This is a genomic window from Micromonospora zamorensis (assembly GCF_900090275.1).
Classification (GTDB): Bacteria; Actinomycetota; Actinomycetes; order Mycobacteriales; family Micromonosporaceae; genus Micromonospora; species Micromonospora zamorensis.
In genome coordinates this window covers 2,532,032-2,556,113 of sequence record NZ_LT607755.1, presented here as the reverse complement: position 1 = coordinate 2,556,113, position 24,082 = coordinate 2,532,032, and the positions used below count along the sequence as shown (strand labels likewise).

Annotated in this window: 28 protein-coding genes; 9 read left to right on the top strand and 19 right to left on the bottom strand. The window is 71.3% G+C overall.

Annotated elements, in window-relative coordinates:
- Nucleotides 1-10 precede the first annotated feature (10 nt).
- The gene (locus GA0070619_RS10910) at nt 11-1,111 is read left to right on the top strand and encodes an AI-2E family transporter (protein ID WP_088947949.1); all 1,101 of its coding nucleotides are present in this window, start codon (nt 11-13) and stop codon (nt 1,109-1,111) included.
- A gap of 20 nt (nt 1,112-1,131) precedes the next feature.
- Here the strand turns inward: GA0070619_RS10910 and GA0070619_RS10905 are convergent, their stop codons facing one another.
- The 3 genes from GA0070619_RS10905 to GA0070619_RS10895 all read right to left on the bottom strand — a co-directional run bounded on the left by GA0070619_RS10905 (nt 1,132) and on the right by GA0070619_RS10895 (nt 3,603).
- Nucleotides 1,132-2,433: an NAD(P)/FAD-dependent oxidoreductase gene (locus GA0070619_RS10905; RefSeq protein WP_088947948.1), complete on the bottom strand. Its 1,302-nt coding sequence runs from the start codon at nt 2,431-2,433 to the stop codon at nt 1,132-1,134.
- A 191-nt stretch (nt 2,434-2,624) separates the two neighbouring features.
- On the bottom strand, nt 2,625-3,152 hold the full coding sequence (locus GA0070619_RS10900) for a GNAT family N-acetyltransferase (protein WP_231927371.1): 528 nt from the start codon (nt 3,150-3,152) through the stop codon (nt 2,625-2,627).
- 43 nt (nt 3,153-3,195) lie between these two features.
- Nucleotides 3,196-3,603 (bottom strand): nuclear transport factor 2 family protein, encoded by a 408-nt coding sequence (locus tag GA0070619_RS10895; RefSeq protein WP_088947947.1) that lies wholly within the window; start codon nt 3,601-3,603, stop codon nt 3,196-3,198.
- Nucleotides 3,604-3,671: 68 nt separating this feature from the next.
- Here GA0070619_RS10895 and GA0070619_RS10890 point away from each other — a divergent pair, with 68 nt between their 5' ends.
- Entirely contained in the window at nt 3,672-4,451 is a 780-nt protein-coding gene (locus GA0070619_RS10890; protein ID WP_197699634.1) for a helix-turn-helix domain-containing protein, read from the top strand.
- On the opposite strand, the gene GA0070619_RS10885 is transcribed toward GA0070619_RS10890, so the two are convergent.
- Nucleotides 4,441-5,181 carry a VOC family protein gene (locus GA0070619_RS10885; protein ID WP_088947946.1) on the bottom strand — a complete coding sequence of 247 codons (741 nt, stop codon included), beginning with the start codon at nt 5,179-5,181 and terminating at the stop codon, nt 4,441-4,443. The two genes, GA0070619_RS10890 and GA0070619_RS10885, sit on opposite strands and share 11 nt — an antisense overlap.
- A gap of 125 nt (nt 5,182-5,306) precedes the next feature.
- On the opposite strand from GA0070619_RS10885, the gene GA0070619_RS10880 reads away from it, so the two are divergent.
- Entirely contained in the window at nt 5,307-5,714 is a 408-nt protein-coding gene (locus tag GA0070619_RS10880) for a pyridoxamine 5'-phosphate oxidase family protein (RefSeq protein ID WP_088947945.1), read from the top strand.
- A gap of 251 nt (nt 5,715-5,965) precedes the next feature.
- Here the strand turns inward: GA0070619_RS10880 and GA0070619_RS10875 are convergent, their stop codons facing one another.
- The 5 genes from GA0070619_RS10875 to GA0070619_RS10855 form a co-directional block, all read right to left on the bottom strand.
- Nucleotides 5,966-6,259 (bottom strand): DUF6510 family protein, encoded by a 294-nt coding sequence (locus GA0070619_RS10875; protein ID WP_088947944.1) that lies wholly within the window; start codon nt 6,257-6,259, stop codon nt 5,966-5,968.
- A gap of 30 nt (nt 6,260-6,289) precedes the next feature.
- A complete protein-coding gene (locus tag GA0070619_RS10870) occupies nt 6,290-7,051 on the bottom strand; it encodes a ferredoxin reductase (protein ID WP_088951712.1) in 762 nt (253 codons plus the stop codon).
- Between the two features lie 7 nt (nt 7,052-7,058).
- Entirely contained in the window at nt 7,059-7,658 is a 600-nt protein-coding gene (locus GA0070619_RS10865; RefSeq protein WP_088947943.1) for a sulfite oxidase-like oxidoreductase, read from the bottom strand.
- Nucleotides 7,659-7,734: 76 nt separating this feature from the next.
- Nucleotides 7,735-8,760 (bottom strand): TerC/Alx family metal homeostasis membrane protein, encoded by a 1,026-nt coding sequence (locus GA0070619_RS10860; RefSeq protein WP_088947942.1) that lies wholly within the window; start codon nt 8,758-8,760, stop codon nt 7,735-7,737.
- 231 nt (nt 8,761-8,991) lie between these two features.
- A complete protein-coding gene (locus tag GA0070619_RS10855; protein ID WP_088947941.1) occupies nt 8,992-9,402 on the bottom strand; it encodes a DUF2267 domain-containing protein in 411 nt (136 codons plus the stop codon).
- Nucleotides 9,403-9,556: 154 nt separating this feature from the next.
- Between GA0070619_RS10855 and GA0070619_RS10850 the strand changes: the two genes are divergently transcribed.
- Nucleotides 9,557-9,829 carry a DUF2795 domain-containing protein gene (locus GA0070619_RS10850; protein WP_088947940.1) on the top strand — a complete coding sequence of 91 codons (273 nt, stop codon included), beginning with the start codon at nt 9,557-9,559 and terminating at the stop codon, nt 9,827-9,829.
- 42 nt (nt 9,830-9,871) lie between these two features.
- Nucleotides 9,872-10,540 carry a DUF1345 domain-containing protein gene (locus tag GA0070619_RS10845; protein ID WP_088947939.1) on the top strand — a complete coding sequence of 223 codons (669 nt, stop codon included), beginning with the start codon at nt 9,872-9,874 and terminating at the stop codon, nt 10,538-10,540.
- 291 nt (nt 10,541-10,831) lie between these two features.
- Here the strand turns inward: GA0070619_RS10845 and GA0070619_RS10840 are convergent, their stop codons facing one another.
- The 5 genes from GA0070619_RS10840 to GA0070619_RS10820 form a co-directional block, all read right to left on the bottom strand.
- Nucleotides 10,832-11,500 carry a hypothetical protein gene (locus GA0070619_RS10840; protein WP_088947938.1) on the bottom strand — a complete coding sequence of 223 codons (669 nt, stop codon included), beginning with the start codon at nt 11,498-11,500 and terminating at the stop codon, nt 10,832-10,834.
- A gap of 104 nt (nt 11,501-11,604) precedes the next feature.
- A complete protein-coding gene (locus GA0070619_RS10835) occupies nt 11,605-12,579 on the bottom strand; it encodes a pirin family protein (protein ID WP_088947937.1) in 975 nt (324 codons plus the stop codon).
- 152 nt (nt 12,580-12,731) lie between these two features.
- The gene (locus tag GA0070619_RS10830; RefSeq protein WP_231927370.1) at nt 12,732-13,628 is read right to left on the bottom strand and encodes a hypothetical protein; all 897 of its coding nucleotides are present in this window, start codon (nt 13,626-13,628) and stop codon (nt 12,732-12,734) included.
- Nucleotides 13,629-13,982: 354 nt separating this feature from the next.
- Nucleotides 13,983-14,543 carry a hypothetical protein gene (locus GA0070619_RS10825; protein WP_088947936.1) on the bottom strand — a complete coding sequence of 187 codons (561 nt, stop codon included), beginning with the start codon at nt 14,541-14,543 and terminating at the stop codon, nt 13,983-13,985.
- A 791-nt stretch (nt 14,544-15,334) separates the two neighbouring features.
- Nucleotides 15,335-15,646, bottom strand: a complete 312-nt coding sequence (locus tag GA0070619_RS10820) for a MazG-like family protein (RefSeq protein WP_088947935.1) — start codon at nt 15,644-15,646, stop codon at nt 15,335-15,337.
- A 342-nt stretch (nt 15,647-15,988) separates the two neighbouring features.
- Here GA0070619_RS10820 and GA0070619_RS10815 point away from each other — a divergent pair, with 342 nt between their 5' ends.
- Entirely contained in the window at nt 15,989-17,359 is a 1,371-nt protein-coding gene (locus GA0070619_RS10815) for an alpha/beta hydrolase (protein WP_088947934.1), read from the top strand.
- A 118-nt stretch (nt 17,360-17,477) separates the two neighbouring features.
- Here the strand turns inward: GA0070619_RS10815 and GA0070619_RS10810 are convergent, their stop codons facing one another.
- From GA0070619_RS10810 to GA0070619_RS10800, 3 genes are all read right to left on the bottom strand, one after another.
- Nucleotides 17,478-18,191: a hypothetical protein gene (locus GA0070619_RS10810; RefSeq protein ID WP_088947933.1), complete on the bottom strand. Its 714-nt coding sequence runs from the start codon at nt 18,189-18,191 to the stop codon at nt 17,478-17,480.
- A 244-nt stretch (nt 18,192-18,435) separates the two neighbouring features.
- Complete coding sequence (locus GA0070619_RS10805; RefSeq protein WP_231927369.1) at nt 18,436-19,560, bottom strand: DUF3626 domain-containing protein; 1,125 nt, start codon at nt 19,558-19,560, stop codon at nt 18,436-18,438.
- A complete protein-coding gene (locus GA0070619_RS10800; protein WP_088947931.1) occupies nt 19,532-19,987 on the bottom strand; it encodes a VOC family protein in 456 nt (151 codons plus the stop codon). Before GA0070619_RS10800 ends, GA0070619_RS10805 begins: the two co-directional genes overlap by 29 nt.
- 58 nt (nt 19,988-20,045) lie before the next feature.
- Between GA0070619_RS10800 and tsaA the strand changes: the two genes are divergently transcribed.
- On the top strand, nt 20,046-20,474 hold the full coding sequence (gene tsaA / locus GA0070619_RS10795) for a tRNA (N6-threonylcarbamoyladenosine(37)-N6)-methyltransferase TrmO (protein ID WP_088947930.1): 429 nt from the start codon (nt 20,046-20,048) through the stop codon (nt 20,472-20,474).
- A gap of 37 nt (nt 20,475-20,511) precedes the next feature.
- On the opposite strand, the gene GA0070619_RS10790 is transcribed toward tsaA, so the two are convergent.
- Both GA0070619_RS10790 and GA0070619_RS10785 read right to left on the bottom strand, forming a co-directional pair.
- Nucleotides 20,512-21,141, bottom strand: coding sequence for an MBL fold metallo-hydrolase (locus GA0070619_RS10790; protein ID WP_088947929.1), 630 nt, complete (start codon nt 21,139-21,141; stop codon nt 20,512-20,514).
- Nucleotides 21,138-22,226 (bottom strand): S-(hydroxymethyl)mycothiol dehydrogenase, encoded by a 1,089-nt coding sequence (locus GA0070619_RS10785; RefSeq protein WP_088947928.1) that lies wholly within the window; start codon nt 22,224-22,226, stop codon nt 21,138-21,140. Before GA0070619_RS10785 ends, GA0070619_RS10790 begins: the two co-directional genes overlap by 4 nt.
- Before the next feature lie 183 nt (nt 22,227-22,409).
- Here GA0070619_RS10785 and GA0070619_RS10780 point away from each other — a divergent pair, with 183 nt between their 5' ends.
- A complete protein-coding gene (locus GA0070619_RS10780) occupies nt 22,410-22,832 on the top strand; it encodes a hypothetical protein (protein ID WP_088947927.1) in 423 nt (140 codons plus the stop codon).
- Between the two features lie 20 nt (nt 22,833-22,852).
- Entirely contained in the window at nt 22,853-24,034 is a 1,182-nt protein-coding gene (locus GA0070619_RS10775) for a low temperature requirement protein A (RefSeq protein ID WP_197699633.1), read from the top strand.
- The last annotated feature ends 48 nt before the right edge of the window (nt 24,035-24,082 follow it).

Sequence of the window (24,082 nt, the reverse complement as noted above, 5' to 3'; positions counted from 1 at the left end):
GGCGCGGCGGATGAGCAACGCCGACGATCGGGTGACCGCCCGCCACACCCTGATCGTGATCGGTCTGGTCCTGGCGACCGCGTTCGCGCTGGCGTTCGTGTACGCGACCCGCCGGGTGCTGGTCTGGGTCGTGGTCGCCGCGTTCTTCGCCGTGGCGCTCAAGCCCCTCGTGGACCGGCTGCAACGGCGTCTCGTCCGGCGTCGGGCCCTGGCCACGCTGTTGGTGTTCCTCGCCGCGTTCGTGCTGGTGGCGCTCCTGGGCGCGCTCATCCTGGTGCCGTTGTTCGGGGAGCTGGGCCGGTTCGCCGACCGGGCGCCCGAGCTGCTGCACGACGCCCGCGCCGGCCGGGGTCCCCTGGGGCAGCTGCTGGAGCGCACCGGCGCGCGCCGGTACGTCAGCGAACACTCCGACCAGCTCCGCGACCTGGGCACCCGACTGCGTCAACCCGCGGTGGGCGTGCTGCGCGGCGTCGTCGAGACGGTCGCCGGGCTGGTCACGGTCGTCGTGTTGGCGTACCTCATGGTGTTGGAGGCGCCGCGGATCACCCGCGGCCTGCTCGCGGCGGCCGGGGACGGTCAGGGCGACCGGCTGCGCCGGGTCGGCCGGGAGATGTCGCGCACCGTCACCGGTTACCTCACCGGCAACCTACTGATCAGCGTGATCTGCGGGCTGTTGACCTACGTGGTGCTGGCCCTCACCGGGGTGCCGTTCGCGGCCGTGATCGCCCTGTTGGTGGCGGTGACCGACCTGATACCGCTGGTTGGTGCGACATTGGGCGCGGTGATCGCGGCCGGGGCCGGTTTCCTGCACTCCCCCACTGCCGGGATCGTCGTGCTCGTCTTCTTCGTGGTCTACCAGCAGGTCGAGAACCACCTGCTCCAACCGCTCATCCTGTCCCGGGCGGTCCGGCTCAACCCGCTGACCGTGCTGGTCAGCGTGCTGCTCGCCGCGGAGCTGGCCGGCCTGCTCGGCGCGCTGCTGGCCATCCCCGCCGCCGGCATCGTGCAGACACTGCTGCGCGAGTACGGGCCACGCCGACTCCGGCCCGCCCCACCGGCCGGTCCGGAAACGCGGTCACGCCGACCGGCCGGCCCCGCCCCGCAGGGCTGACCGGCCGGGTGGTGCGTGCTTCAGCTGGCCCGCGTCGCGACCTCGGGTGAGGTGCTCTCCAACGGCACCGCGTTGGCCGGCACCAACCCCAGCTGGACCGCCGACCGGGTCAGCGCGGCGTCCAGCGCCCAGTCGGCGGTGACCCGCGTACGGTTTCCCGGCATCGCCATCAGGTGGTACGCCCGGGTGACCGCCTTGGCCGGCAGCCCGGCCAGGTTGACCTGCAACGGGTTCGCCGCCGCGTCCTTGCCACCCAGGTCGACGACCCAGCCCAGGTCGTGGTGCTTGTACGGCTTGCGCTTGCCGAAACCGTAGGACGCGGCGATGTTGTACGCCGCGCGCTTGCCTTGCCGCTGCGCGTGCTGGGCGGTCATCCCGCAGACCTTGCCCGGGTTGACGAGGTCGGGCACCGCGGCGGCGTCGCCGCAGGCGTACACCTCCGGATAGCCGGGCACGTTGAGGAACTCGTCGGTGACCAGTCGACCCCGGTCGGTCCGCAGACCCAACTCGTTGACGAACGGGTCGGGGCGCACCCCCACACACCACACCAGCGTGCAGGTCGGCACGTACTCGCCGTCGGTGAGCTTCACCCCGTCGCAGGTCGCCTCGGCCACCGAGGTGCCCATCCGCACGTCCACCCCACGCCGGTTGAGCACCTTGTGCGAGGTGTCCGACATCCGCTTGTCCAGCTCCGGCAGCACCCGCGACGCGACGTCGAGCAGCATCCAGCGGGGGCGGAGGGTCAGCCGGGGCCGCTGGGCGTGCAGCGCGTCGGTGAACAGCTGCCCGTGCGCGGCGACCTCGGTGCCGGTGTAGCCCGCACCGACCACCACGAACGTGGAGCGGGCCCGCTGCTCGGCCGGGTCCTCGGCCTGCTCGGCCAGCTCGATCTGACGAACGATGTGGTCGTGCAGGTAGACGGCCTCCGGCAGACCGCGGAAACCGTGCGCGTACTCGGTGACCCCCGGGATGGGCAGCAGCTTGTTGACACTGCCCACGGCGAGCACCAACCGGTCGTACGCCAGCCGGTTCTTCTCCCCCTCGGCCTGGGTGAAACCGACCCAGCGGTTCTGCAGGTCGACGTGGTCCGCCTCGCCGATCACCACGCGTACGCCCTTGAGTGTCCCGGTCAGCGGCACCGCGATCCGCTTGGGCTCGACCACCCCGGCCGCCACCTCGGGCAGCAACGGCAGGTAGAGGAAGTAGTCGGTGGAGTTCAGCAGCACGATCTCGGCCCGGTCCCGGGCGATCCGGCTCAACGTCTTCGCCGCGTGGTAACCGGCGAACCCGGCCCCCACGATCACCACACGAGGTTTCGTCATTGCGGGCCGTTTCCCGTCGGAGCCCTCGACAAACGTCCGACGCGACGCTGCGCCCCTCCGCCGGTGGCACCCGCCGCCGGGCCGACCCCAAGATCCGGGCAACATCAGGGATCCTGCTGTCTCAGCAGCTCGTGAGGCAGCACTTTCCCCGATCTTGCGCGGATCTTGGGCCGGCCCAGCCGGGCCGACGGTCAGGCGGGGGTTGGCGCGGTGATCGCCCAACGCTCGTGGTCGCGCCAGGCGCCGTCGATGAACAGGTAGTCCGGGGAGAACCCCTCCAGCCGGAAACCGAGCTTGCGGGCCACCCGCCGGGACGGCTCGTTGCCCGGCTGGATGTTCGCCTCCAGCCGGTGCAGCCCGACCGCGGTGAACGCGTGGTCGATCACCAGGGCGACGCCCGCCGACGCGTGCCCGGTCCCGCTGTACGGCCGGAACGCCGCGTACCCCAGGAACCCGCCGCGCAGCGCGCCCAGCACGATCCCGCTGATGTTCACGTAGCCGGCGATCTCGCCACTGGCCCGGTCGCAGATCAGGTAGCCGGCGCTGTCCCGGCGGCGGATCCGGCGCAGGTAGCTGTCGTACTCCTCGGGACTGCCGGGCGCGACCAACCACGGGTGGTGCAGGTCGTTGCTGCGCCGCACGGCGGCGATGAACTCGTCGGAGTCGGTGGGCCGGGGCCGCCGGATCGCGGCGGGACCACCGGTACGCAGGTACCTCACGGCGGACCACTCTGACCGACCGACGCCGCCGTTGTCCAACCGGTTACCGGCCGTCGCCCCGGTCACCGGGGGTTGGTTCCCACCACGTCCCGTTGGCGGCGGCCTGGGCCACGGGTTCGATGATCTCCCACACCTCGGCGATCAGCCCGTCGGCGACTCGCAGGACGTCGACGACCACGATCTCCGGTCCCGCGTCGGGTAGCCAACGTCGCGAGTGCACCACGACGTGATCGGCGTCGGCCAGCAGGTGAAGGATCTCGACCTGCATGCCGGCGGTCGGGCCGAGCGCGGCCTGGACAGCGGCGAGCCATTCCACCTTGGTCGAGCTGGTCGAATCCGACCGGTGGTGGAGGAAGTCGTCGCTGAGGAACGAGGCGAGGGTGTCCACGTCGCCCGTCTCGATCAGCCCCGCCAGCGCCCGTTGGACGATGCCCTTGTTCTCAGTGGTCATGGGCCCCAGTGTTTCCACGGCCGCGGCGGTTGTCGATGAAATCGCACTTCATGGCGTACGGCGCGACGATGAGTACGCTCCTGGTCGTGTACACGGTCGGGGCACTCCTGCGGCAGTGGCGGCAGCGCCGCGGGCTCAGCCAGCTCGACCTGGCGATCGCCGCGGACGTCTCGGCTCGTCACGTCAGCCTGGTCGAGACCGGGAGGTCCACACCGAGCGCGGACATGATCCTGCGGCTCGCCGACCAGCTCCACGTCCCGCTGCGGGATCGCAATCGGCTGCTGCTCGCCGCCGGCTTCGCACCCCGGTACGCCGAGCGTCCGCTCGACGACACCGCTCTGTCGGCTGCCCTCGACGCGGTCCGACGGGTGCTCCAGGCGCACGAGCCGTATCCGGCGCTGGCGTTCGACCGCCGGTGGAACATCGTGCTGACCAACCGCGCGGTGGACCCGTTCTTCGCGCGCGTCGCGCCCGATCTGCTGCGACCACCGGTGAACCTGGTGCGGCTGGGCCTGGACCCGCGCGGGCTCGCTTCCCTGGTCGTCAACCTGTCAGACGTACGGGCGGTGTTCCGCAGCCGGATCTCGCGCCAGCTCGCCATCGCCCCCGACGTGGAACTCACCGCGCTCTACGAAGAACTGCTGCACCAGGTGCCCGAGGACACGGTGGGCCAACGGGTCGACGCCGACGTGGTGATCCCGATGATCCTCCGGATCGACGGACGGGAGCTGCGCCTGTTTTCCACCATCACCACGTTCGGCACCCCGATGGACGTCACGATCGACGAGATCGCCATCGAGTCCTACTACCCGGCAGACGCGCAGAGCGCCGCCTACTTCACGCAGTAGACCCCGACTGTCGGGGCTTGAGCAGGCAGAACGCGGTGCCGTCGGGATCGGCCATCAGCACCCGGCCCGCGTCGCTCCGGCCGTCGGTCAGGAGCGTCGCCCCGAGCGAGAGCAGCCGGTCGACCTCGGCCTGCTGGTCACCGTCGGCAGGTGGTGCCACGTCGAAGTGCAGCCGGTCCCTGCCGCCGTTGGGCGCCATCGGCGGCCCACCCCAGGTGATCTTCGTGCCGCCGAGGGGCGACTGGATCGCGGTCTCCTCGTCCTGGTCCCAGACCAGCGGCCATCCCAGCGCCTCGCTCCAGAAGTATCCGACCGCCTGCGAACCGTCGCAGGCGAGCGCCCCCGTGAACCCGCAGCCGGCGAGGAAGTTGTTACCCGGCTCGATCACGCAGAACTCGTTGCCCTCGGGGTCGGCGAGCACCACGTGCCTCTCCTCCGGGAGCTGACCGACGTCGGTGTGCCGTCCGCCGAGCTCCAGCGCCCTGGCCACCGTCCGCTGCTGCTCCTCCAGGGAACCGCTGGTCAGATCCAGGTGCATCCGGTTCTGCACGGTCTTCGGCTGCTGGTTCGGCACGAAGCGGAGTCGAAGCTCGGTGTCAGCGTGAGGCAGGACCAGGACGCCGTCCCGTGGGTCATCGACCATCTCGCGACCCAGGAGCCCGGCCCAGAACCGCCCGAGACGGACGGGGTCGGCTGCGTCGTAGCTGATCGCGAACAGGTGGGACGTCATCGCTTCGCTCATCTCCGATCCGACCGCATGCCGAGCAGTCCGTGCGGCGGCAAGCCTAGGGACGAGCCGGGTCACCCGCACCCGAGTATTCGGCAGGTCGCGCGGCGCTGTGATCCACTGGCCCGGTGAGCCCATCCCCCTCAATCCTGCCGGCCGACGTCGATGTGCGACTCGGTCGGGAGCGGAACGTCTGGCTGTGCACGGTGCGGCGCGACGGCTCCCCCCACCTGACGCCGGTCTGGTTCGTCCACATCGCCGGGACCTGGTGGATCGGCACCGACGGCCGCAGCGTCAAGGTCCGCAACGCCCTGGCCGATCCACGGGTGTCCCTGGCCCTGGAGGGGGGCGACGCCCCGGTCGTGGCCGAGGGCGCCGCACGCGTACACCGCGACGGGTTCCCGAGCACGGTCGTCGAGGCGTTCGCGAGCAAGTACGACGGTTGGGACGTCAGCCGACAGGTCGGCCCGGGCAGCGAGCGAGTGCTGCTGGAGATCCCCGTCCGGCGGTGGCTGCTCGCCGGAACGGCACGGTAGGAAGTGCCATTCGTCGCCGCCGGCCGAGAATGAGGACGCCCGCCGCTCTGCCACGCCGACCCGCCCTCGGGGACACGGTCGAGATCTGCGCAACTTCAGCGAAATTGCTGCCTCGGGTGCTTTGGAGGCAGCAACATCCCTGAACTTGTGCGAATCGTGCGCCACGGTAGGGCCGCCAGCGGTGTGGAACCCCATCGGCCGGCGCTCATCCGGCCACTCTGCCTCCGCCGGGCAACGCCGACCGGGATCGGTCAGAGGGGCCCGGGGAAGGGCTGCTCCATCGGCATCGGCACCTGGAGGAACGTGGTGCCGCGCATGTCCAGCCAGGCCCGGTCGGGCCCGCGGACCAGCCGCAGCATCACCTGCTCACAGGACGGGCAGCGGGCGACGAGGCCCGGGGCGTGCGAGTAGACGTGCAGGCTGGCCATCGAGCCGGTCATCCCGCAGCTTTCGCAGCGGCCCGTCGCGCTGCTCAGGTCCACGGTGAACAGCTCGCGCATCGGGCCGTCGAGCATGTTGCCGTCCAGGTACGACATCTCGGTCATCGGATCTCCTCGACGTTGCGGGGCGAGCGGTCAGCCGGTGGGACCGAAACGTTCGGTCTTGACCTGCCGTGACGGGTGGCCGAGCCCCACCAGCAGATCGGCCACGGTTTCCACGAACGCGGTCGGCCCGCAGACGTAGGTGAGCGGTTGCAGGTCCGGTGGCCAGCCGTGTGTGTTGACGTCGGCCAGCCCGATGCGGTGCGGTTCGCCGCGCCAACCCTCGGGCGCCTCCCTGGTGTAGACGTACGCGATGTCCAGGCCGAAGTCGTCGCGGACCCGGCGGCGCAGCTCGTCGGCGTAGATCACGTCCCCGGGGGTGCGCACCGAGTAGATCAGCCGGAACGGCGCCTTGTTGCCGGCCGCCCGGCGGGCCCGGATCATCGCCATCAACGGCACGATGCCCGAGCCGCCGGCGACGAGCTGCACCGGCGCGGTCTCCTCCGGCCGCCAGATGAACCATCCACCGAGCGGTCCGCGGACCTCCACCGGGTCGCCGTCGGAAAAGACATCGATGAGGTACGGGGACACCTCGCCGTCGTGCACACGCTGGACGGTCACCTCGATGCGCGGCCCGCCCGGCCCGTCCACGACGGGCCCGGCGATGGAGTACGACCGGGCGGCCTGGTAGCCGTCCGGAGCGGTCAGTCGCAGGTCGACGTGCTGCCCGGGCAGGTGCCCCGGCCAGTCCGGGACCTCCAGCACCAGGGTCTGCGCGGTCGGCGTCTCCACCCGGCGCTCCACCAGCCGGCCCACCTGCCAGCGGTTGGCCGTGCGGGGTTTGCTCGTCGCCACGGCGCGCTCAGTCACCCTGGTACCGCTGTTCGCGCCACGGGTCGCCGTAGTCGTGGTAGCCGGCGGTCTCCCAGAACCCCGGCTCGTCCATCGTCTTGAGCCGGATGCCGCGCACCCACTTGGCGGACTTCCAGAAGTACAGGTGCGGCACCAGCAACCGCGCCGGCCCACCGTGCTCGGCGGGCAGCGGCGCGCCGTCGAAGGTGTGCACCACCCAGGCACGGCCGCCGCGCAGGTCGTCCAGCGGCAGATTGGTGGTGTACCCGCCGTAGGAGTGCGCGAGCGCGAAGTGCGCAGCCGTGTCCACGTCGGCGAGGAGCGTGTCCAGGGAGACGCCCTGCCAGTTGGTGCCGAGCTTGGACCAGCGGGTGACGCAGTGGATGTCCACCATCGGCGTCTCCTGCGGCAGGGCCATCAACTCCTGCCACGACCACCGGTGTTCGCTGCCGTTCTCGGCGGCGATGACGAACTCCCAGGTGTCCAGGGAGACCCGGGGCGTCGGGCCGGCCGAGAGCACCGGGAAGTCCTCGGTCAGGTACTGACCGGGTGGCAGGGCCGGCTCCTGCGTTCGGGGCCGACCCTGAAAGCCCGGTGACACGATTCCCATTGCACAGTCGTACCACCCGCGCCGGCCGGGGCGGGAGCTTTCCCGCGTACCTCCTCGTCGCCCCGGCGGGGCGCGGTCAGTGCCGCTCCGCGACCACCTTGCGGTCCTCGGGCAGGTCTCCGCCGCGGGTGGCGCGCAGGCTGGTCAGGGTGACCACCACCAGCACACCGATGATCACGCCGAGCGAGGCCAGGGTGGGGATCTCCGGCACGCTGTCCCAGATGCCGTGCGCCCAGTGCAGACCCAGCTTGAGGCCGATGAACGCCAGGATGACGGCCAGGCCGTAGCTGAGGTGCACCAGCCGGCTCAGCGCCGCGTGCAGGACGAAGTAGAGCGCCCGCAGGCCGAGCAGGGCGAACGCGTTGGTGGCGAAGACCAGGTACGGGTCCTCGGTGATGCCGTAGACCGCCGGCACCGAGTCGACAGCGAACACGATGTCGGTGGCCAGCACCGCGACCACGACCAGGGCGAACGGGGTGAGTGCCCGCTTCGCGCCCTGCCGGACGGTCATCCTGGTGCCGTGGTATTCGTCGACCACCGGCATGAACCTGCGCAGCAGCTTCACCGAGCGCATCTTGTTGATGTCGACTTCCTGCTGATGCCCGGACATGGCGTCGCGCAGCAGCTTCACCGCGGTGGCGAGGAGGATGATCGCGAAGAGCAGGAAGGCGAAGTCGAGGGTCTGCAACGCCGCCGCGCCGAGGGCGATGAAGACGGCCCGCAGCACCAGCGCGCCGGCGATGCCGTAGAGCAGCACCCGCTGGGCGAGCACCGCCGGCACCGCGAACGCGGCCAGCAGCAGCATGAAGACGAACAGGTTGTCGACCGAGAGCGACTTCTCCACCAGGTAACCGGTGAGGTATTCCACGCCCTGCTGGGAGCCGTAACGCGACCAGATCCAGGCGCCGAACGCCAGCGGCAGCGCGATGTAGAACGCCGACCAGCCGATGGCCTCCCGCATCGACACCTCGTGCGGGCGACGCGTGACCAGGAAGTCAAGCACCAGCAGCAGGAGTACGCCGATGATGGTGACCGCCCACAGCGTGGGCGTGCCCACCGACGACAGGTCACTGGCGGCGGACAGATATGACACTTCGCTCATGTGGGGTCTCCTCGAACACCGTCATGTTCGAGGTCTCCTTCACCCACCACCTGATGGGCAACCACCCGAGGCGCGCCGGGCGCGCCGTACTGACCGGAATGGTTCGTGGGAAGTACTCCCCTCGCCACGACAAGGTTAGGCCAGGCTGAATCGCCATGCCAAGCGGGACATCGATGGTTGCCCTGGTAAACCGCTGTGCGTGCCCGGGACGACCGCTGTGCGTCGTGCCCGTCAGCCACGGCGCAGCGTCGCCCCGGGAGCCATTGCCTGCTCGACCAGACCCCGGTAGTCACGCGGCAGCTGAGTCGCCACGTCGTCGAACTCACCACCGGTGATCGCCTCACGCAGGGTGGTGAAGACCGCCCGGCTGGCGTCCCGGGCGGCCGACTCCTCCACCCCGGCGCGCAACGCGACCCGGGCGACGAACTCGGCAGCACCGAACCGGTCGGCCTGCTCGGTGCTCGGGCTCGGCTTGAGCACCAGTTGCAACGGTTGGGGCAGCTGGGCGGCCAGATCCAGGTTCTCACCGCCGGTCAACCGCTCCGCGAACGTCTCCAGCACGGCCCGGGTCAACTCGACCGCTCGCTCGGACGACGTCGCGGTGCGCTGGGAAACCTGGTCGATGAAGGTGTCGTAGTTCATCGCGTACTCCCTTGGCTCGCGTCGGCGCCTGCGGGTACCCGCGACGGCCCGGCGGAAACGGCACCGGTTTCCTGCGCCGGGTGGGCGTGACCGGCCGGCGGGCGGGTAACCGCCGCCGGTCGTCACCACATCGATGCCCGAGGGAGCCCATGCCATGGCGAGCTACGCCGACGTCCTGCAGTACCTGTCGAGCCTGGACTACCCGGCCGAGAAGAACGACGTGGTCCGCGAGGCCGAACGGGAAGGCGCCCCGCCGGACGTGCTGAAGGCGCTGCGCGCCCTCCCGCCGGTGGACTACGCCAACGGGACCGAGGTGGCCCGGTCGGCCGGGATCGAGGCCGCGCCCGAGGTGAGCCCCGCCCAGCGGGCCGAGCAGGCCCGGGACAAGAAGCACAACCGGGTCTCGCAGCATCTGCGCGGCATCTGACCCGGCGGTGGCGCCCACCACCCCGACCCGGGAGCGTCCCGGATGACCCAGACCGGCCCCGACCGCCCAGCGGACGTACGTTTCCCGGCTGCCGCGAAGCAGCTGGCCGTGGTGGCGGTGGTCGGCGTCATCGCCGGCGGCGTCTTCACGCTGATGCTGCCAGTGCCGCTCGCCGCGCTGGCCGGCTGGGACGTGGGCGCACTGAGCTGGCTCGTGCTGGTCTGGCACAAAATCTGGCCGATGGACGCCGAGCGCACCGCCGAACTGGCCGTACACGAGGACCCGAACCGGGCGATCCGGGACGCGCTGCTTCTGGTCGCCTGCCTGGCCAGCCTGCTGGCCGTGGGGTTGGTCGTGGCCAGCGCGCAGAGCGCGCCACCCGGCATGGCCCGGGAACTGCACAGCGGCCTGGGCGTGCTGAGCGTGGTGCTCTCCTGGTTCGTGGTGCACACCGTCTTCGCCGCCCGTTACGCCAGGATCTACTACACCGGCCCGGACGGCGGGGTGAACTTCAACCAGCACGACCCGCCGCGCTACTCCGACTTCGCGTACGTGGCGTTCACCATCGGGGCGACGTTCCAGGTTTCCGACACCAACCTGACCAGCAACGAGATGCGTCGTACGGTGCTGCGGCACTCGATGGTGTCGTACCTGTTCGGCGCGTTCATCATCGCCGTGACCGTGAACCTGCTGGCGGGCCTGGCACGCTGAGGCTGGGCCGTTGGAATGGCTCTGTCGGCTGGCTGAGCGGCCTGGCGACCCCGGGGGCGTCACGGGGTGGGGGCTCGCCTGAATCGCCGGGACAGGCGGGCGCCCCTGGTCACGAACCGCGACCTAGGGCGCCACGCAAACCTGCCCAGGCGGTGAGCCGCTTCCGAACCGGTCGCGGTCACCAGGCGGTGGATGCCCGCTCGAACCGAGCGGCCAGCACTGCCGGGTCCAACCATACGACAGAACATCCTCCGTTTGGTCAGAATTTGGCGAAGTGTGGGCCAGGGCACGTCACGGCCTGCCCGTGACCTCCGCGTACCGGTGCTCAAGGTCGACCCGGGCCAGCGCCCCCACCAACCAGGCCAGTTGCTCCGACTCACCGCTGGCCAGACCGGCCAGGTCGTTCGCCGACCTGCCCAGCCCGAGGCGACGGGCCGCGGCCAACGCCCGTCGGTCCGCGACCGGGGCAACCTCCCGCCACAGTGCCTGCGCCTCACGCAGAAACAGGTCGACGACCTGATCGTCCACGCCGGGAAGCTCGGCGAGGAGCGCCCGCTCCCGGACCGGATCGTGGTGCGCCACCGCCCGCAACCGGCGCAGATCGCCCCGGTACCGCTCGACCACAGTGCGGCCCAGGTCACCGAGCGCGCTGGCCAACGCGTCCACGTCACCGCGCTGACCGCTGGCGCGCAGCACCCGTACCCGGTCCTCGTGCAACGACCGGGCCAGCCTCGCGGCGCTGTCCCACCCCTCGTCACGCAACGCCCGAGCCCCGTCCAACGCCCGGCGGAAGTCACCCCGACGGGCCAGCAGCACCGCAAGATAGAGCACCTGGAACAGGCTCGCCGGGTTGTTGGTCACCCGAAAGCCGTACTGCTCGGCGAAGCCCCGCCCGCTACCGGCGAGCCGGCGCGCCAGGCGCTTCCGGTCCTCGACCGGGGTGATCAGAGTGGTCGGCATGTCGACGACTACCCGCGCGACAGTGGGTCACACGGCGCGATGTGCTGGCGCCCGTGCAGGCTCGGGCCTGCGTGTGGCCCTGGCGTGGGCGCCCTGGCGTGGTGTCAGCTGTGCAGGCCACCGGTGCGGTCGCGGGCCTTGAGACGGGTCGTGGGCAGGGCGGGCGCCGGCAGCGGAGGCGCCGAGTCGTCGGCCACCACCCCGAATCGTCGGTCCCCCGCCATCCAGTCCTCCCGTGCGGCGGCGATCTCCTCGTGGGAGCGGCCCACGAAGTTCCACCACATCACCAGCGGCTCCTCGAACGGCGTACCGCCCAGCAGCAACAACCGTGCCCCGGCCCCACCGCGCACGGTCAGCTCGCGGCGGCCCGAGCCCAGATAGAGCAACGCCCCCGGCTCGAACCCGACCCCGGCGGCCTCCGCCGACCCGGACATCGCCAGCAACGCGTACTCGAAATCGGGCCGCAGCGACAGCGTCGTCGGCGCCTCGCCACCCAGCTCGACCTGCACACCCACCAGCGGGGTGTGCACCACCGCCGGTGACCGATGCCCGCCGAACTCGCCGACCAGCAGGGTGCAGTCCAGATCGCCGTCCCGCCAGCGCGGCAGGTCCGCGTGGTGCGCGAAGTCCGCCGCCCCGGCCCGCGCGGGGTCCGGCAGAGCCACCCAGAGCTGCACGCCGTGCATCACCGGCGGGTGGACGGCCGGCGACCGCTCCGAGTGGGCGATCCCGTTACCGGAGGTCATCACGTTGAGCTGACCGGGCCGGATCGGCTGCACGTTGCCGAGGCTGTCCCGGTGCAGGATCTCCCCTTCCAGCAACCAGGTCACCGTCTGCAGACCGGTGTGCGGGTGCGGCGGCACCTCCATGCCAGGCCGCTGCTCCACATCGTCCGGGCCGAAATGGTCGACGAAGCACCACGCGCCAACCATCCGGCGGGGACGCTGCGGCAGCAGTCGCCGCACCGTGGTGTACCGACCCAACGGCACGTCGTGGCCGGGCAGCAGCACGCTGCCGGGATCAACGTCGGCCACACCAGGTGGTCGGGTCTGCGCCAGCATCGATTCAGTACGCTCCACCGCCCGACTGTACGCTCACGCCCGCCCTCGACCGCGGCGCTTCCAGCAGGGCGGGTGGGGTCCGCCGGGTTGGCTCAGCGGCTTGTTGCACAGCGGGTTGGGCGCAGGGGGTTGGGTGCAGCGGGTTGGGGTTGGGCTCAGCGGTTGCTGGCTTACCGGTTGGCGGACACGGTCACGGTGTTGGCGCCCGCGACCAGATCCAGGAACAACCGCGCGGCCGAGCGGTCCCAGCCCGGCGTACTCAACACCGCACCCGCCGCCACCCCATCCCAGCGGTTGTCGCGTACCACAACCGAGCCGGCGCCAGCTCCCGCGCGGACCCGCACCGGCGTCTCCCCGGCGGCCCGGATGTCGAGCTGGCTGGTCCCACCGGTGAGTCGTACGGTCATGATGCTCGGGTCGCTCGCGTTGCCGGTGCTGGTGGCGGTGATCGGTGGCAGCAGGATCTCGGTGCGCGACGACCCGCCGGCGAGTTCCACTCCCAGCAGCCGGGCTCGGGTCAGATCCAGCACCTGACTCCTCACCCCGCCGACGAGCTGAAGACGCCAGGCGACCCGCTCGTTGAGCGCCACCCGCAGGCTGCGCGTCTCGGAAGCCCCTGACTTCACGACCTCAAGCCGGACGGTCTCGCCGACCACAGTCGGTCGACCCAGCACACCCGAACCTGCCGGGCTGCTGATCCGGTACAGGTCATCCCCCAGATCAGCCACCCCCAGCTCGAACGAGGACAGCCCGTCCGCGAGCACGAAGGTGCCCTTCTGGCGGCCCGCCAGCGGCGCGGTCAGCAACTCCCCGCCAGCCGCACCCGGTCGGCCGTCAGGCGAGTCCGGGTCCTCACCTCCGGGACGGCCGGCGTCACCGGGCCAGGTGCCGTCCGGTCGGGTGCCGTCCGGTCGCGTGCCGTCCGGTCGCGTGCCGTCCGCTCGGGTGCCATCTGCTCGGGTGCCGTCGGGTGCGCCGGAGTAGGTCATGCCGAGGCGGTCAGGGTCGGCGACGATCACAGCCACGGCGGCCGCGCCAAGGACAAGCACGACGGCTGCGGCAGCCACCAACAGGCGAACCCTCGTGGACCAGCGCCCTGGTGTGGCGTCGTCGGCAGGTTCCGGCGGTGACTCCGGTTCGCGATCCGTGCCGTACCCCACCGCGGCCATTCCCTGTCCCTCCGCCGGTCCCCGTCGGGAGGTACGTACCCGTCCGCCGATCGGATCACTCCGCGCCGATCACGGCACTCCGGCGCGTCGCCAACGCGAGATCTTGGACACTTTCCGTTAGCGGCTAACGGAAAGTGTCCAAGGTCTGCCGGGCCTTGTTGTCGGTGTCCTTGTGGTTGTGCGGGATATGCCGCTGGCCGGCACCCCGGGTGGGGGTACCGGCCAGCGGTCGGGTCTTTCAGTGTTGGTGGGTCAGCTGTTCCAGTGCTGGGCGACGAGGTCGGTGGCCTGCTGCTCCCACTGGGCGTAGGCGTCGGGGTAGGCGGAGACCTGGACGGTCTGCGCGGCGTCGGTCAGCGCCATGTCCTGCCACCCGTCGACCTGGCGGAGGCCCTTGAGGAACGCGGTGGTGGAGTAGGCGGGGTCGGTGATCTGCTCCGGCGTGCCCCAACCACTGGTCGGGCGCTGTTGGAACAGGCCCAGCGAGTCGTGGTCATTCTTGTCGCCGAGGTGGCCCAGGTTTTCCAGCTTCGACTCCTGCAGGCTCGTCGCGATCGAGATCACTGCGGCGCGCTCGGGCAGGCCGGCCTTCTTCGTGGCGGCGATGATCGCCTTGACGTTCGCCGTCTGCTCATCATTCAACGTGATGTGGGACTGGTCGCCCTGGGGCTTCGGGGCGGCCGACTGCACCGCCACCGCCACCGGCTTGGCATCCACGGGGTTGGCGTGGGCGGCGATCGGGCCGGCGAAGACACCACCGGCGAACGCGAGACCAGCAACAGACAGCATGCTCTTACGGAAGATCGTGTTCATGGGGGTAGCTCCTTCGGGGGTAGGAACACCCGCACCGCCAATGGGGGTCGGCGACGCAAGGGTGTGAGCACCTCGTCCGGCGCTGCATCAAACAAAGGGGAAAAGTCTTAGGGAGATCGGCACCGTCAAGCGGGGGGCTTGCGGGGCCGGGTCGGCGGCCTGCGAGCGGAGGGCTCGGGCGCCGGGTCCATGTGTAACGACCGGGGGCCCGGGGTCATTCCGGGGCCGGGGCATTCCGTGGCACCCGATGGAGCGGGGTGCTGGGGAGGCTTCAACGATGCGGGCCGGGTCGGCATTCCAACCCCGCCACCAGCTGTTCCAACCCCGGCGGGCGGGGCGGTGAGGCGGTGGTCCTGCGATCGTCAGAGTGTGTAACGACCCCGCCCCGGCCATCATTCCGACCCACCGGTGCACCCGGTCACAGGCCAAGCGCCCCGAAGGCCCCGAACCTCGCGCCTCGACCATTGGCGCACCTGACACAAATACCTATAGCGGACAGGCACCCCTACGCGTCGAACATGACTGGGCCCCAGGGCCACCCGATTGACCTTGATCCACTCGGCTTTCTGAAAATCGGGGCATCCGGGACGGCATGACACCCCGACTTCGTGAAAGCCGAGTCGATCACCAGCTCACTGGACGGATCAGCGCGTGGCAATCCAGGCAAATACGGCAGAGTCGTGCGAGCCGACCGGCCGGGCCAAGGCTGACCAGGACTACGAAAGCCAGCCGGACAGGATCGGGAAGGCTGGCCGGGTCAGATCGCGACGGCTGGCACGAACGAGTGCCACTCAGCCCGTGAGGCGGGAGCGCACCTTCGCGGCGCAGGCGTCCAGGACCGTCTGCGCGTCCAGCCCCAGGCTCTCGATGGCCACCAACGCCGTGAAGGCGACGTCGGCCAACTCTGCCGCGACATCATCGCGCGTGTGGGTGACACCTTTGCGCGGATTCTGCCCGAGCAGACCGATCCAGGCGGCCGACGCCTCCCCCGCCTCCTCGGTCAGCTTGAGGATGCGGCAGGTCAGTTCGGTTTGCCCGGCCCCGTTCGCCGCGTCCAACCAGCTACGCGACGCGCGGGCCGCCTCCCAGATCGACTCGTCCACGGCGACCAGTCAACCTGACCGACTCACCGACCCGCGCGACCGGGTACGGCGAACGACAGACGCCCGGCAAAGAACGGATCGCCGCCCGGAACACGAGGGAGGACGCCGACGAGAGCGCCGCCCCGGCACGACGAGGCGGAACACGAGGGCAGACGGCCGACGAGAGCGCCGGCATGGGGAGCGCGCCCCGGGCTGATCGGCCGGACAGTCGTGCTTGACCGGCCGATCAGCGTAGCCATTGACACTGTTCGACGGCGGTCCTAGGTTCAGGACGCTACCGGCCGGTAGGCAACCGTCCCGCCTGGTCGCCCCCGGGCGACGTCCGTCCGATGGGGAGCATCGATGCTGTCCACACCCGTTCGTACCCTTCGCCGGCTGCTCGCCGCCACCGCGACGCTGACCCTCGCGGTCGGTCTGGCCGGCGCCGCGCCGGCCAGCGCCACCGGTCGCGACCCGAAAGGCGGCGAGCCGCTGCCCGGGTACACCATCGAGAATCCGCCGCTGGCTCCGCTGGTCGTGAGCGGCAAGCCGACGACGGTACGTCAGGGCGTGCACCGCCACGCCGGTTACATCATCGAGGTCCCCGCCCGGTGGAACGGTGACCTGGTTCTGTGGGCGCACGGCTACCGGGGCCAGGGCACGGTGCTGTCGCCGGAGCAGCCGGGCTTCGGGCTGCGCCAGCGACTGCTGGATCAGGGGTACGCGTGGGCGTCGTCGTCGTACGACCGCAACGGTTTCGACATCCGGTCGGGGGTGCTGGGCACCAAGGATCTCGCCGACCACTTCGGGCGGACGGTCCGCCGGCCGCAGCACACCTACATCGCCGGGGTATCCATGGGCGGGTACGTCATCGGGCGTTCGCTGGAGCAGTATCCCGGCTACTACGACGGGGCGCTGCCGATGTGCGGGGTGCTCGGCGATCAGACGCTGCTGGACTTCTACCTGGACTACAACCTGGTCGCGCAGGCGCTCGCCGAGGTGCCGGCCTATCCCACCCCGGCCGACTACCTGACCAACGCGGTGCCCCGCATCCAGGTGGCGCTCGGTCTGGCCGGGTTGACTCCCACCGGGCCGGACACCACCACCGAGCGGGGCAGGCAACTGCGGGCGATCACGGTGAACCGTTCGGGCGGGCCGCGTCCGGGAGCCGACGCCGCGTTCGCGGTGTGGAAGGACTTCCTCTTCTCGATCAGCGTGCCCACCGGCAGCGGCAACTCCCCCGCCCAGCGGCCCGGTCAGCTGTCCACCAACCTGCTCACCCGGTACGCCCCGAACAGCCCGGTGAACGTCAACGCCACAGTGCAGCGGGTCGCCCCGGAGAACGTCGTGCAGCGGCTCCTGCCGACGCTGACCGAGGTGCCGCGGATCGCTGGTCGGCCCACCGCGCCAGTGCTCAGCCTGCACGGCCTCGGTGACATGTTCGTCCCGTTCAGCATGGAGCAGGCGTACGCCAGTGACGTGGCGCGCAACGGTCGCAGCAGGCTGGTGGTCCAGCGGGCCATCCGAGCCACGCAGCACTGCGAGTTCAGCCCGGCGGAGGCCGGCGCCGCCTGGGACGACCTGACGTCCTGGGTACGCACCGGCAAGCGCCCGGCCGGCGACACCGTGACCGACCCGGCGGTGGTGGCCCGGCCGGACTACGGCTGCCGGTTCAGCGACCGGGACGCGTACGCCGCGGGCGTCGGCACCCGGCGCCTCTACTCCGCCTGCTGAGCAGCCGACCAGCACGAAAACAGCACGACACAAGCCAGCACGACACCGAGCAGCACAACCGAGCAGCACAAAACCGGCCGGCTCCCGTGGGGGAGCCGGCCGGCCTTGTGTGCGGGTGTCACCACATCTGCTGGACGATGTCCGCCGCCTGCTCCTCCCACTGCGCGTACGCGTAGGGGAAGGCCGAGACCTGGACGGTCTGCGCGGCGGTGGTCAGCGGCAGGTCCTGCCAGCCGCCGACGTTCTTGAGCGCGGTGAAGAACGCCGTGGCGGAGTACTCCGGGTCGGTGATCTGGTCGGGCGTGCCCCAACCGGACGACGGGCGCTGCTGGAACAGGCCCTGCGAGTCGTGGTCGTTGTAGGCGCCGAGGTGGCCGAGGTTGTACAGCTTCGACTCCTGCAGCGAGGTGGCGACGCCGATCACCGCGCCCCGGTCACCGACGCCGGTCTTCTTGGCGGCGTCGACGATCGCCCGGGCGTTGGCCAGTTGTGCGTCGTCGAGCGGTACCCGCGACTGGGCGCCCTCGATGCCGTGCGGGATCAGTTGGTCGCGGCTGGGCTTGCCCGCCGGCGGCTTGCCGGTGGCGGAGCCGGTGGTGAGGCCCGACTCGACGGGCTGGTCGTCCTGGCGGGCCTGGGTGGCTGCCTTGCCGGTGGCGCGGTCGATGGCGGCGACGGCGCCCTGGTGCGGTCCGGAGGTGACCGGTGCGGCGACCGCGGTCGGCGCGAGGGCCAGACCACCGAGAGCGGCCACACCCGCCACGCTCAGCGCGGTCTTGCGGTACGAGTCCTTAGCGATGGCGGGGAGCCATCGAGTGAAGTCGACCTTCACGATGGTTGCCCTTTCGATCGTGCGGAGCGCTCCGGGGTGAACACTCCTCGGGAGATGACCGCGGAAAGGGTTTGGGCTCCGGCGGTACGGGGGACACAACCAGGTTCACGTGTCGGTCATTCCGGAAATGCCGGGGCCTGGGTGAGGTGCGGTCCCGGTCACCTGGGGAAACGGGACGGCCCACCACACCGGCGAAAGACCGGCGGGAAACGGACGATCGACGCAGAGGTGACGAGCCGGCAGGTCAGGTGCCGTACGGCGTGCCGAAGCGGACCAGCACGTGCCAGAGCTGCTTGAGGTGCTGAAGGGTGTCCGCGATCGGGCCACGATCCGCCCAGCGGTGCGGTTCGACGACCACCGAGGCAGCTGCCCGACCGATCAGCGCAGCGTCCACCGGGTCGCCCGACCGGGCGAACTCCCGGTGCACCCGGGCTGCCAGCACGGGGATCGCCGGGCCCCGGAACTCCGCGTCGACCTGGTCGACGGCCAGCACGAAACCGGGGTGCCATCGCAACGGGAAACCGAACCGCCCCGCGATCGATTCCAGGGTCGCGCCGGTCGGGGTGCCGGCGAAGGACGGGTCGACCACCAACTCCTCGACGTCGTACGCGAGGTCGAGCGTGCCGTGGACCTGGGCCTCCACGTAGTCGTCCAGCGCGCGACCTACCGCGCCCGGGCTGGTCGGCTGGTCCAGCAACGTCCGCGCCAGCACGGCGACGCCCGTCCCGGCGCGGCCCAGGCATTCGCCTGTGGCGGCGACGCCGGCCAGGAGCCCGGCGAGCACCGCCTCGAACGCGTCGGCCGTGCCCACCACCTCCGGGCTGAGATGGCTGTCGCCGAGGCAGAAGGTCGCCCGGCTCAGCACCGCCGGGCGCAGCCGCAGGTGGCAGGAACCGAAGCGGGGGCAGGCGCCGTCCGCGTGGCCGAGCAGGTTCAGGCCGCCGTACGTGGGCCGCTGCGCCGGCGTCACGCCGGGCCGCTGGTACGCGCCGCCGAACATCCGGTGCTCCCAGCGGTCCCGGTCACCACCGGGATACGCGGTGAGCCCACCGTTGGAGATCCCGGTGACGAACTGGCTGCGGTAGACCCCGTCCTCGGCCAGCGCGTCGGCGACGGTCCGACCGTCGGCACACAACCGGTCGGGGTGGAAGTTGACGGTCAGCCGCCCGGACCCGATGGCCCCGAGCAGATGCTCCGGGCGGTGGCCGAGGTCGGCGGTGGTGAGTTGCCGGGCGATGGTGGCCAGCGCGGCAGGACGTTCGACCACGGCCGACGACCGCACGTACGCGACGGCAGCCGTCTGCGCCGGGGTGAGAGCGGCGGCGCGCGGGCCGCGCCGCTCAGACGTCGCCGTCATGTCCGGGGTCATCGTCGTCCACCCCGGTGCCCAGCTCCTGGAAGATGGTGATGTGCAGGTCGGCCGGGGCGTCGAGGCGGGAGTTGAGCGACTGCCACGGCGTGCGGGTGGGCGGGGCGACCTCGCTGGCCCCGGCGGCGACCAACCGGGTGGTGGTCGCCTCGGCGTCGTCGACCTCGAAGGCCACCCGGATGCGGGGCGCGACCTGCCGCCCCACCTCAACCTCGTCGATCATGCGCTTCTGCGCCGGGTTGGCGATCTCCAGGGTGGCGCGGCCGGCGTCCAGGATCACCACCCTGGCGTCGCCGTCGCCGCTGAACGCCGCCTCCTCCGGCATGCCGAGTGCGTCGCGGAAGAACGCGACGGCGGCGTCGTGGTCGGCGGCCTCCACCACGAGTCGCAGCTGACGGACAACGGGGGCGGGCGAGTCGGCGGCCATGTTCAAGATCCTAGCGCCGCGGCGAGGTTAGGTTGGGACCGTCCAGAGGGGAGCAACAGTGGTCGAGGCGGCGAACGATGACACGTACCTGCTGCGACCGGTCGGGCGGGTCGTCTCGCCGCTGACCGACGCGGCGAGCGCGCCGCGTCAGGGCGACGAGGGCTCGCCAACCGCGTGGCTGATCTTCGACGCGCCTGTCGAACGGGCCCTGGGCGACCTGCACGTCGGCGCGGAGCTGCTGGTGCTGACCTGGTTGGACCGCGCCCGGCGGGACGTGTTGGCGGTGCACCCGCGCGGCGACGAGAGCCGGCCGGAGACCGGCGTGTTCAGCACCCGCTCCCCGCACCGGCCCAACCCGATCGGGCTGCACCGGGTGCGGGTCCTGACGGTGGACGGCCTGCGTGTCCAGGTGGCAGATCTGGAGGCCCTCGACGGGACCCCGGTCCTGGACGTCAAGCCGGTGCTGGGCGCGGTCGACGAACGCTGAGCCGTCGACCGCGCGCCAGCAGGCCGGTGTGCTGGGCTCAGTGGCCGCGGTCCAGCCACTCCTGCAGGTGCGGCGCCTCCGCGCCGATCGTGGTGTCGTCGCCGTGACCGGTGTGCACGACCGTCTCCGACGGAAGGGTGAGCAGGCGGGTGCGGATCGACCGGACGATGGTGTCGAAGTCGCTGTACGAGCGCCCGGTCGCACCCGGCCCTCCGGCGAAGAGCGTGTCGCCGGTGAACACCACGCCCAAGTCGGGGGCGTGGAAGCTGCATGCGCCGGGGCTGTGCCCGGGGGTGTGCAGCACCCGCAGCGTCGTGCCGCCCACCTCGATGTCCTGCCCGTCGTGCAACTCGCCGTGCGGCGGCAGGTGCGGGTGGACCATGTCCCACAGCACCCGGTCGGCGGCGTGCAGCAGCACCGGCGCGCCGGTGGCCTCGGCCAACCCGGGTGCCACCCGGACGTGATCGTCGTGGGCGTGCGTCGCCAGGATCGCCCGGACCTGGCGGTCACCCACCAGGGCGAGGATCGCGGCCACGTCGTGCGGCGCGTCCAGGACGACGCACTCGCGGTCGTCACCGATCACCCAGACGTTGTTGTCGACGTCGAACGTCTGCCCGTCCAGGGAGAAGGTGCCCGAGGTGACCGCGCGGTCGATCCGGGCGGTCACGGGAACACCACCACCGAGCGCAGGACGTCGCCGTGGTGCATCCGCTCGAACGCGTTCTCGACCTGGTCGAGCGCGATCTCCTCGGTGACGAACGCGTCCAGGTCGAGGCGGCCCTGCAGGTACAGATCGGTGAGCATCGGGAAGTCCCGGCTGGGCAGGCAGTCGCCGTACCAGCTGGACTTCAGCGCACCGCCGCGCCCGAAGACGTCCAGCAACGGCAGCTCGATCTGCATCTGCGGGGTCGGTACGCCGACCAGCACCACGGTGCCGGCCAGGTCCCGGGCGTAGAACGCCTGCTTCCACGTCTCCGGCCGACCCACCGCGTCGATCACCACGTCGGCGCCGAAGCCGCCGGTGGCGGCCTGGATCGCCTCGACCGGGTCGGTCTCCGAGGCGTTCACGGTGTGCGTGGCACCGAACTGGCGGGCCCAGTCCAGCTTGCGGCTGTCGGTGTCCACCGCGACGATCGTCGTGGCGCCGGCGAGAACCGCACCGACGACCGCTGCGTCTCCGACGCCGCCGCAGCCGATCACGGCGACCGAGTCGCCGCGGGTGACGTTGCCGGTGTTCATGGCCGCGCCCAGCCCGGCCATCACACCGCAGCCGAGCAGGCCCACGGCGGCCGGCCGGGCGGCCGGGTTGACCTTCGTGCACTGCCCGGCGTGCACCAGGGTCTTCTCGGCGAACGCCCCGATGCCCAGCGCCGGTGCGAGTTCGGTGCCGTCGGTGAGGGTCATCCGCTGGGTGGCGTTGTGGGTGTTGAAGCAGTACCAGGGGCGACCCCGGCGGCAGGCGCGGCAGATCCCGCAGACCGCGCGCCAGTTGAGGACCACGAAGTCACCCGGGGCGACGTCGGTGACCCCCTCGCCCACCTGCTCGACGATGCCCGCCGCCTCGTGGCCGAGCAGGAACGGGTAGTCGTCGTTGATGCCACCCTCGCGGTAGTGCAGGTCGGTGTGGCAGACGCCGCAGGACTGGATCCGGACAATGGCCTCACCGGGGCCGGGATCGGGCACCACGATGGTGGTGACCTCGACCGGTGCTCCCTTGCTGCGGGAGATGACTCCCCGGACTTCCTGGCTCACTTCGCCTCCTGCTGGTGGTCTGCGGCAGGGCCGGACGCCGGGTGGGCGAGTGTGCCACGGGCTCGGCGGTGGGCCCCCGGCGAACCTACCGCGACCACCACGGTCAGCCCAGCCGGCCCGGCGGTTATCGCTGGCGGTCCGGGGTACGCGGGCCGCATTCGACCACGGCCATCGGGAGTGACCATGAAGCTCGCACACCTGCCGTTGCGGGTCAGCATCGGCGCGTACGTCCTCAACTCGGGTCTGGGCAAGCGCAACCTGGAGGGCGCCGCCGCGGAGGGCATGCACGGGATGGCGGTCGCCGCCATGCCCCAGCTCGGCCAGTTCGAGCCGGCGCGCTTCGCCAAGCTGCTGGCGTACTCGGAGATCGCGCTGGGGGCCGCGCTGCTCGCGCCGTTCGTCCCGGCGCCGCTGGTCGGGCTCGGCCTGACCGCGTTCGGCGCGGGCCTGGTGCAGCTGTACCTGAAGACGCCGGGGATGCGGGAGCCCGGCAGCGTACGCCCGACCCAGCAGGGCTCGGGGCTCGCCAAGGACATCTGGCTGGTCGGCGCGGGGCTGACCCTGGTGCTGGAGGGGCTGACCCACGGCCGCCGGCGGCACCGCTGAGCCCGGCCTGAGGAGCGGCGTTGACCGTCTCCCGCTCGGTGCGGCCGTTCTACCGGCCGATGCGTCCTCGTCGCCGCGACGAGCCGCACCGCGCGGCCACGCCGCTGGAACTCTTCTTCGACCTGTGTTTCGTGGTGGCGGTGGCACAGGCCGCCAGCAGCCTGCACCACGACGTCGCCGAGGGGCACCTCCGCCACGCCGTGACCAGCTACCTCATGGTGTTCTTCGCGATCTGGTGGTCGTGGGTGAACTTCACCTGGTTCGCCTCGGCCTACGACACCGACGACGACGTCTACCGGATCACCACCCTGGTGCAGATCTGCGGAGCGCTGATCCTGGCGGCCGGGGTGCCTCCCGCCTTCGCCGACGGCAACTTCACCGTCATCACCTACGGGTACGTGGTGATGCGGCTGGCCGCCGTCGTGCACTGGAGCCGCGCGGCGGCCGGCGACCCTCGGCACCGCGCGGCGGCGCGTCGCTACGCGATCGGCGTGAGCGTGGTGCAGCTCGGGTGGCTGCTGCGGCTGTTGCTGCCCGCCGAGTGGGGCATCGCGTCGTTCGTGCTGCTGGTGCTGGCCGACCTGCTGGTGCCGGCGGTGGCCGAACGCCCCGGGATGACCCCGTGGCACCCCCGGCACATCACCGAGCGGTACGGGTTGTTCACCCTCATCGTGCTCGGTGAGGCGGTCCTGGCCATCTCGATGGCGATCCAGACCGGGCTCGACGCCGGGGAGCACGACCTGTGGTCGCTCGCGGCGGCCGGCGCCGTCATCGTGTTCGCGCTCTGGTGGCTCTACTTCGACCGGCCGATCGAGGCGCCCGACCGGCTGCCGTACTCCTTGATCTGGGGTTATGGCCACTACCTGGTCTTCGGCGCGGTCGCCGCGGTCGGCGCCGGCCTGGGCGCGACGGTGGACGTCGAGCGGCACCTCGCGCACATCTCCGAGACCACCGCCGGGTACGCGGTGGCCATCCCGGTCGCGGTCTTCCTGCTCACGATCTGGGTGCTGCACGTGCGCCGGCAGCAGCACGGCGCGGTGGTCGTCGCCTTCCCGGTGGTGGCGCTGCTCGCGCTGCTGGCGCCGCTCGGCCCGGCCCCGGTGTACGTGCTCGCGGCCCTGCTGGTCGCCCTCGTGACGCTGACCGTGCTGCTGCGCGGCCGCGACCTCGGACCCGCAGCGACGGTGTCCGACCCGGCCTGACCCGACGCCGCGCGGAATCCGGTGCCCGAACTGCCGGACCGGCGTCGG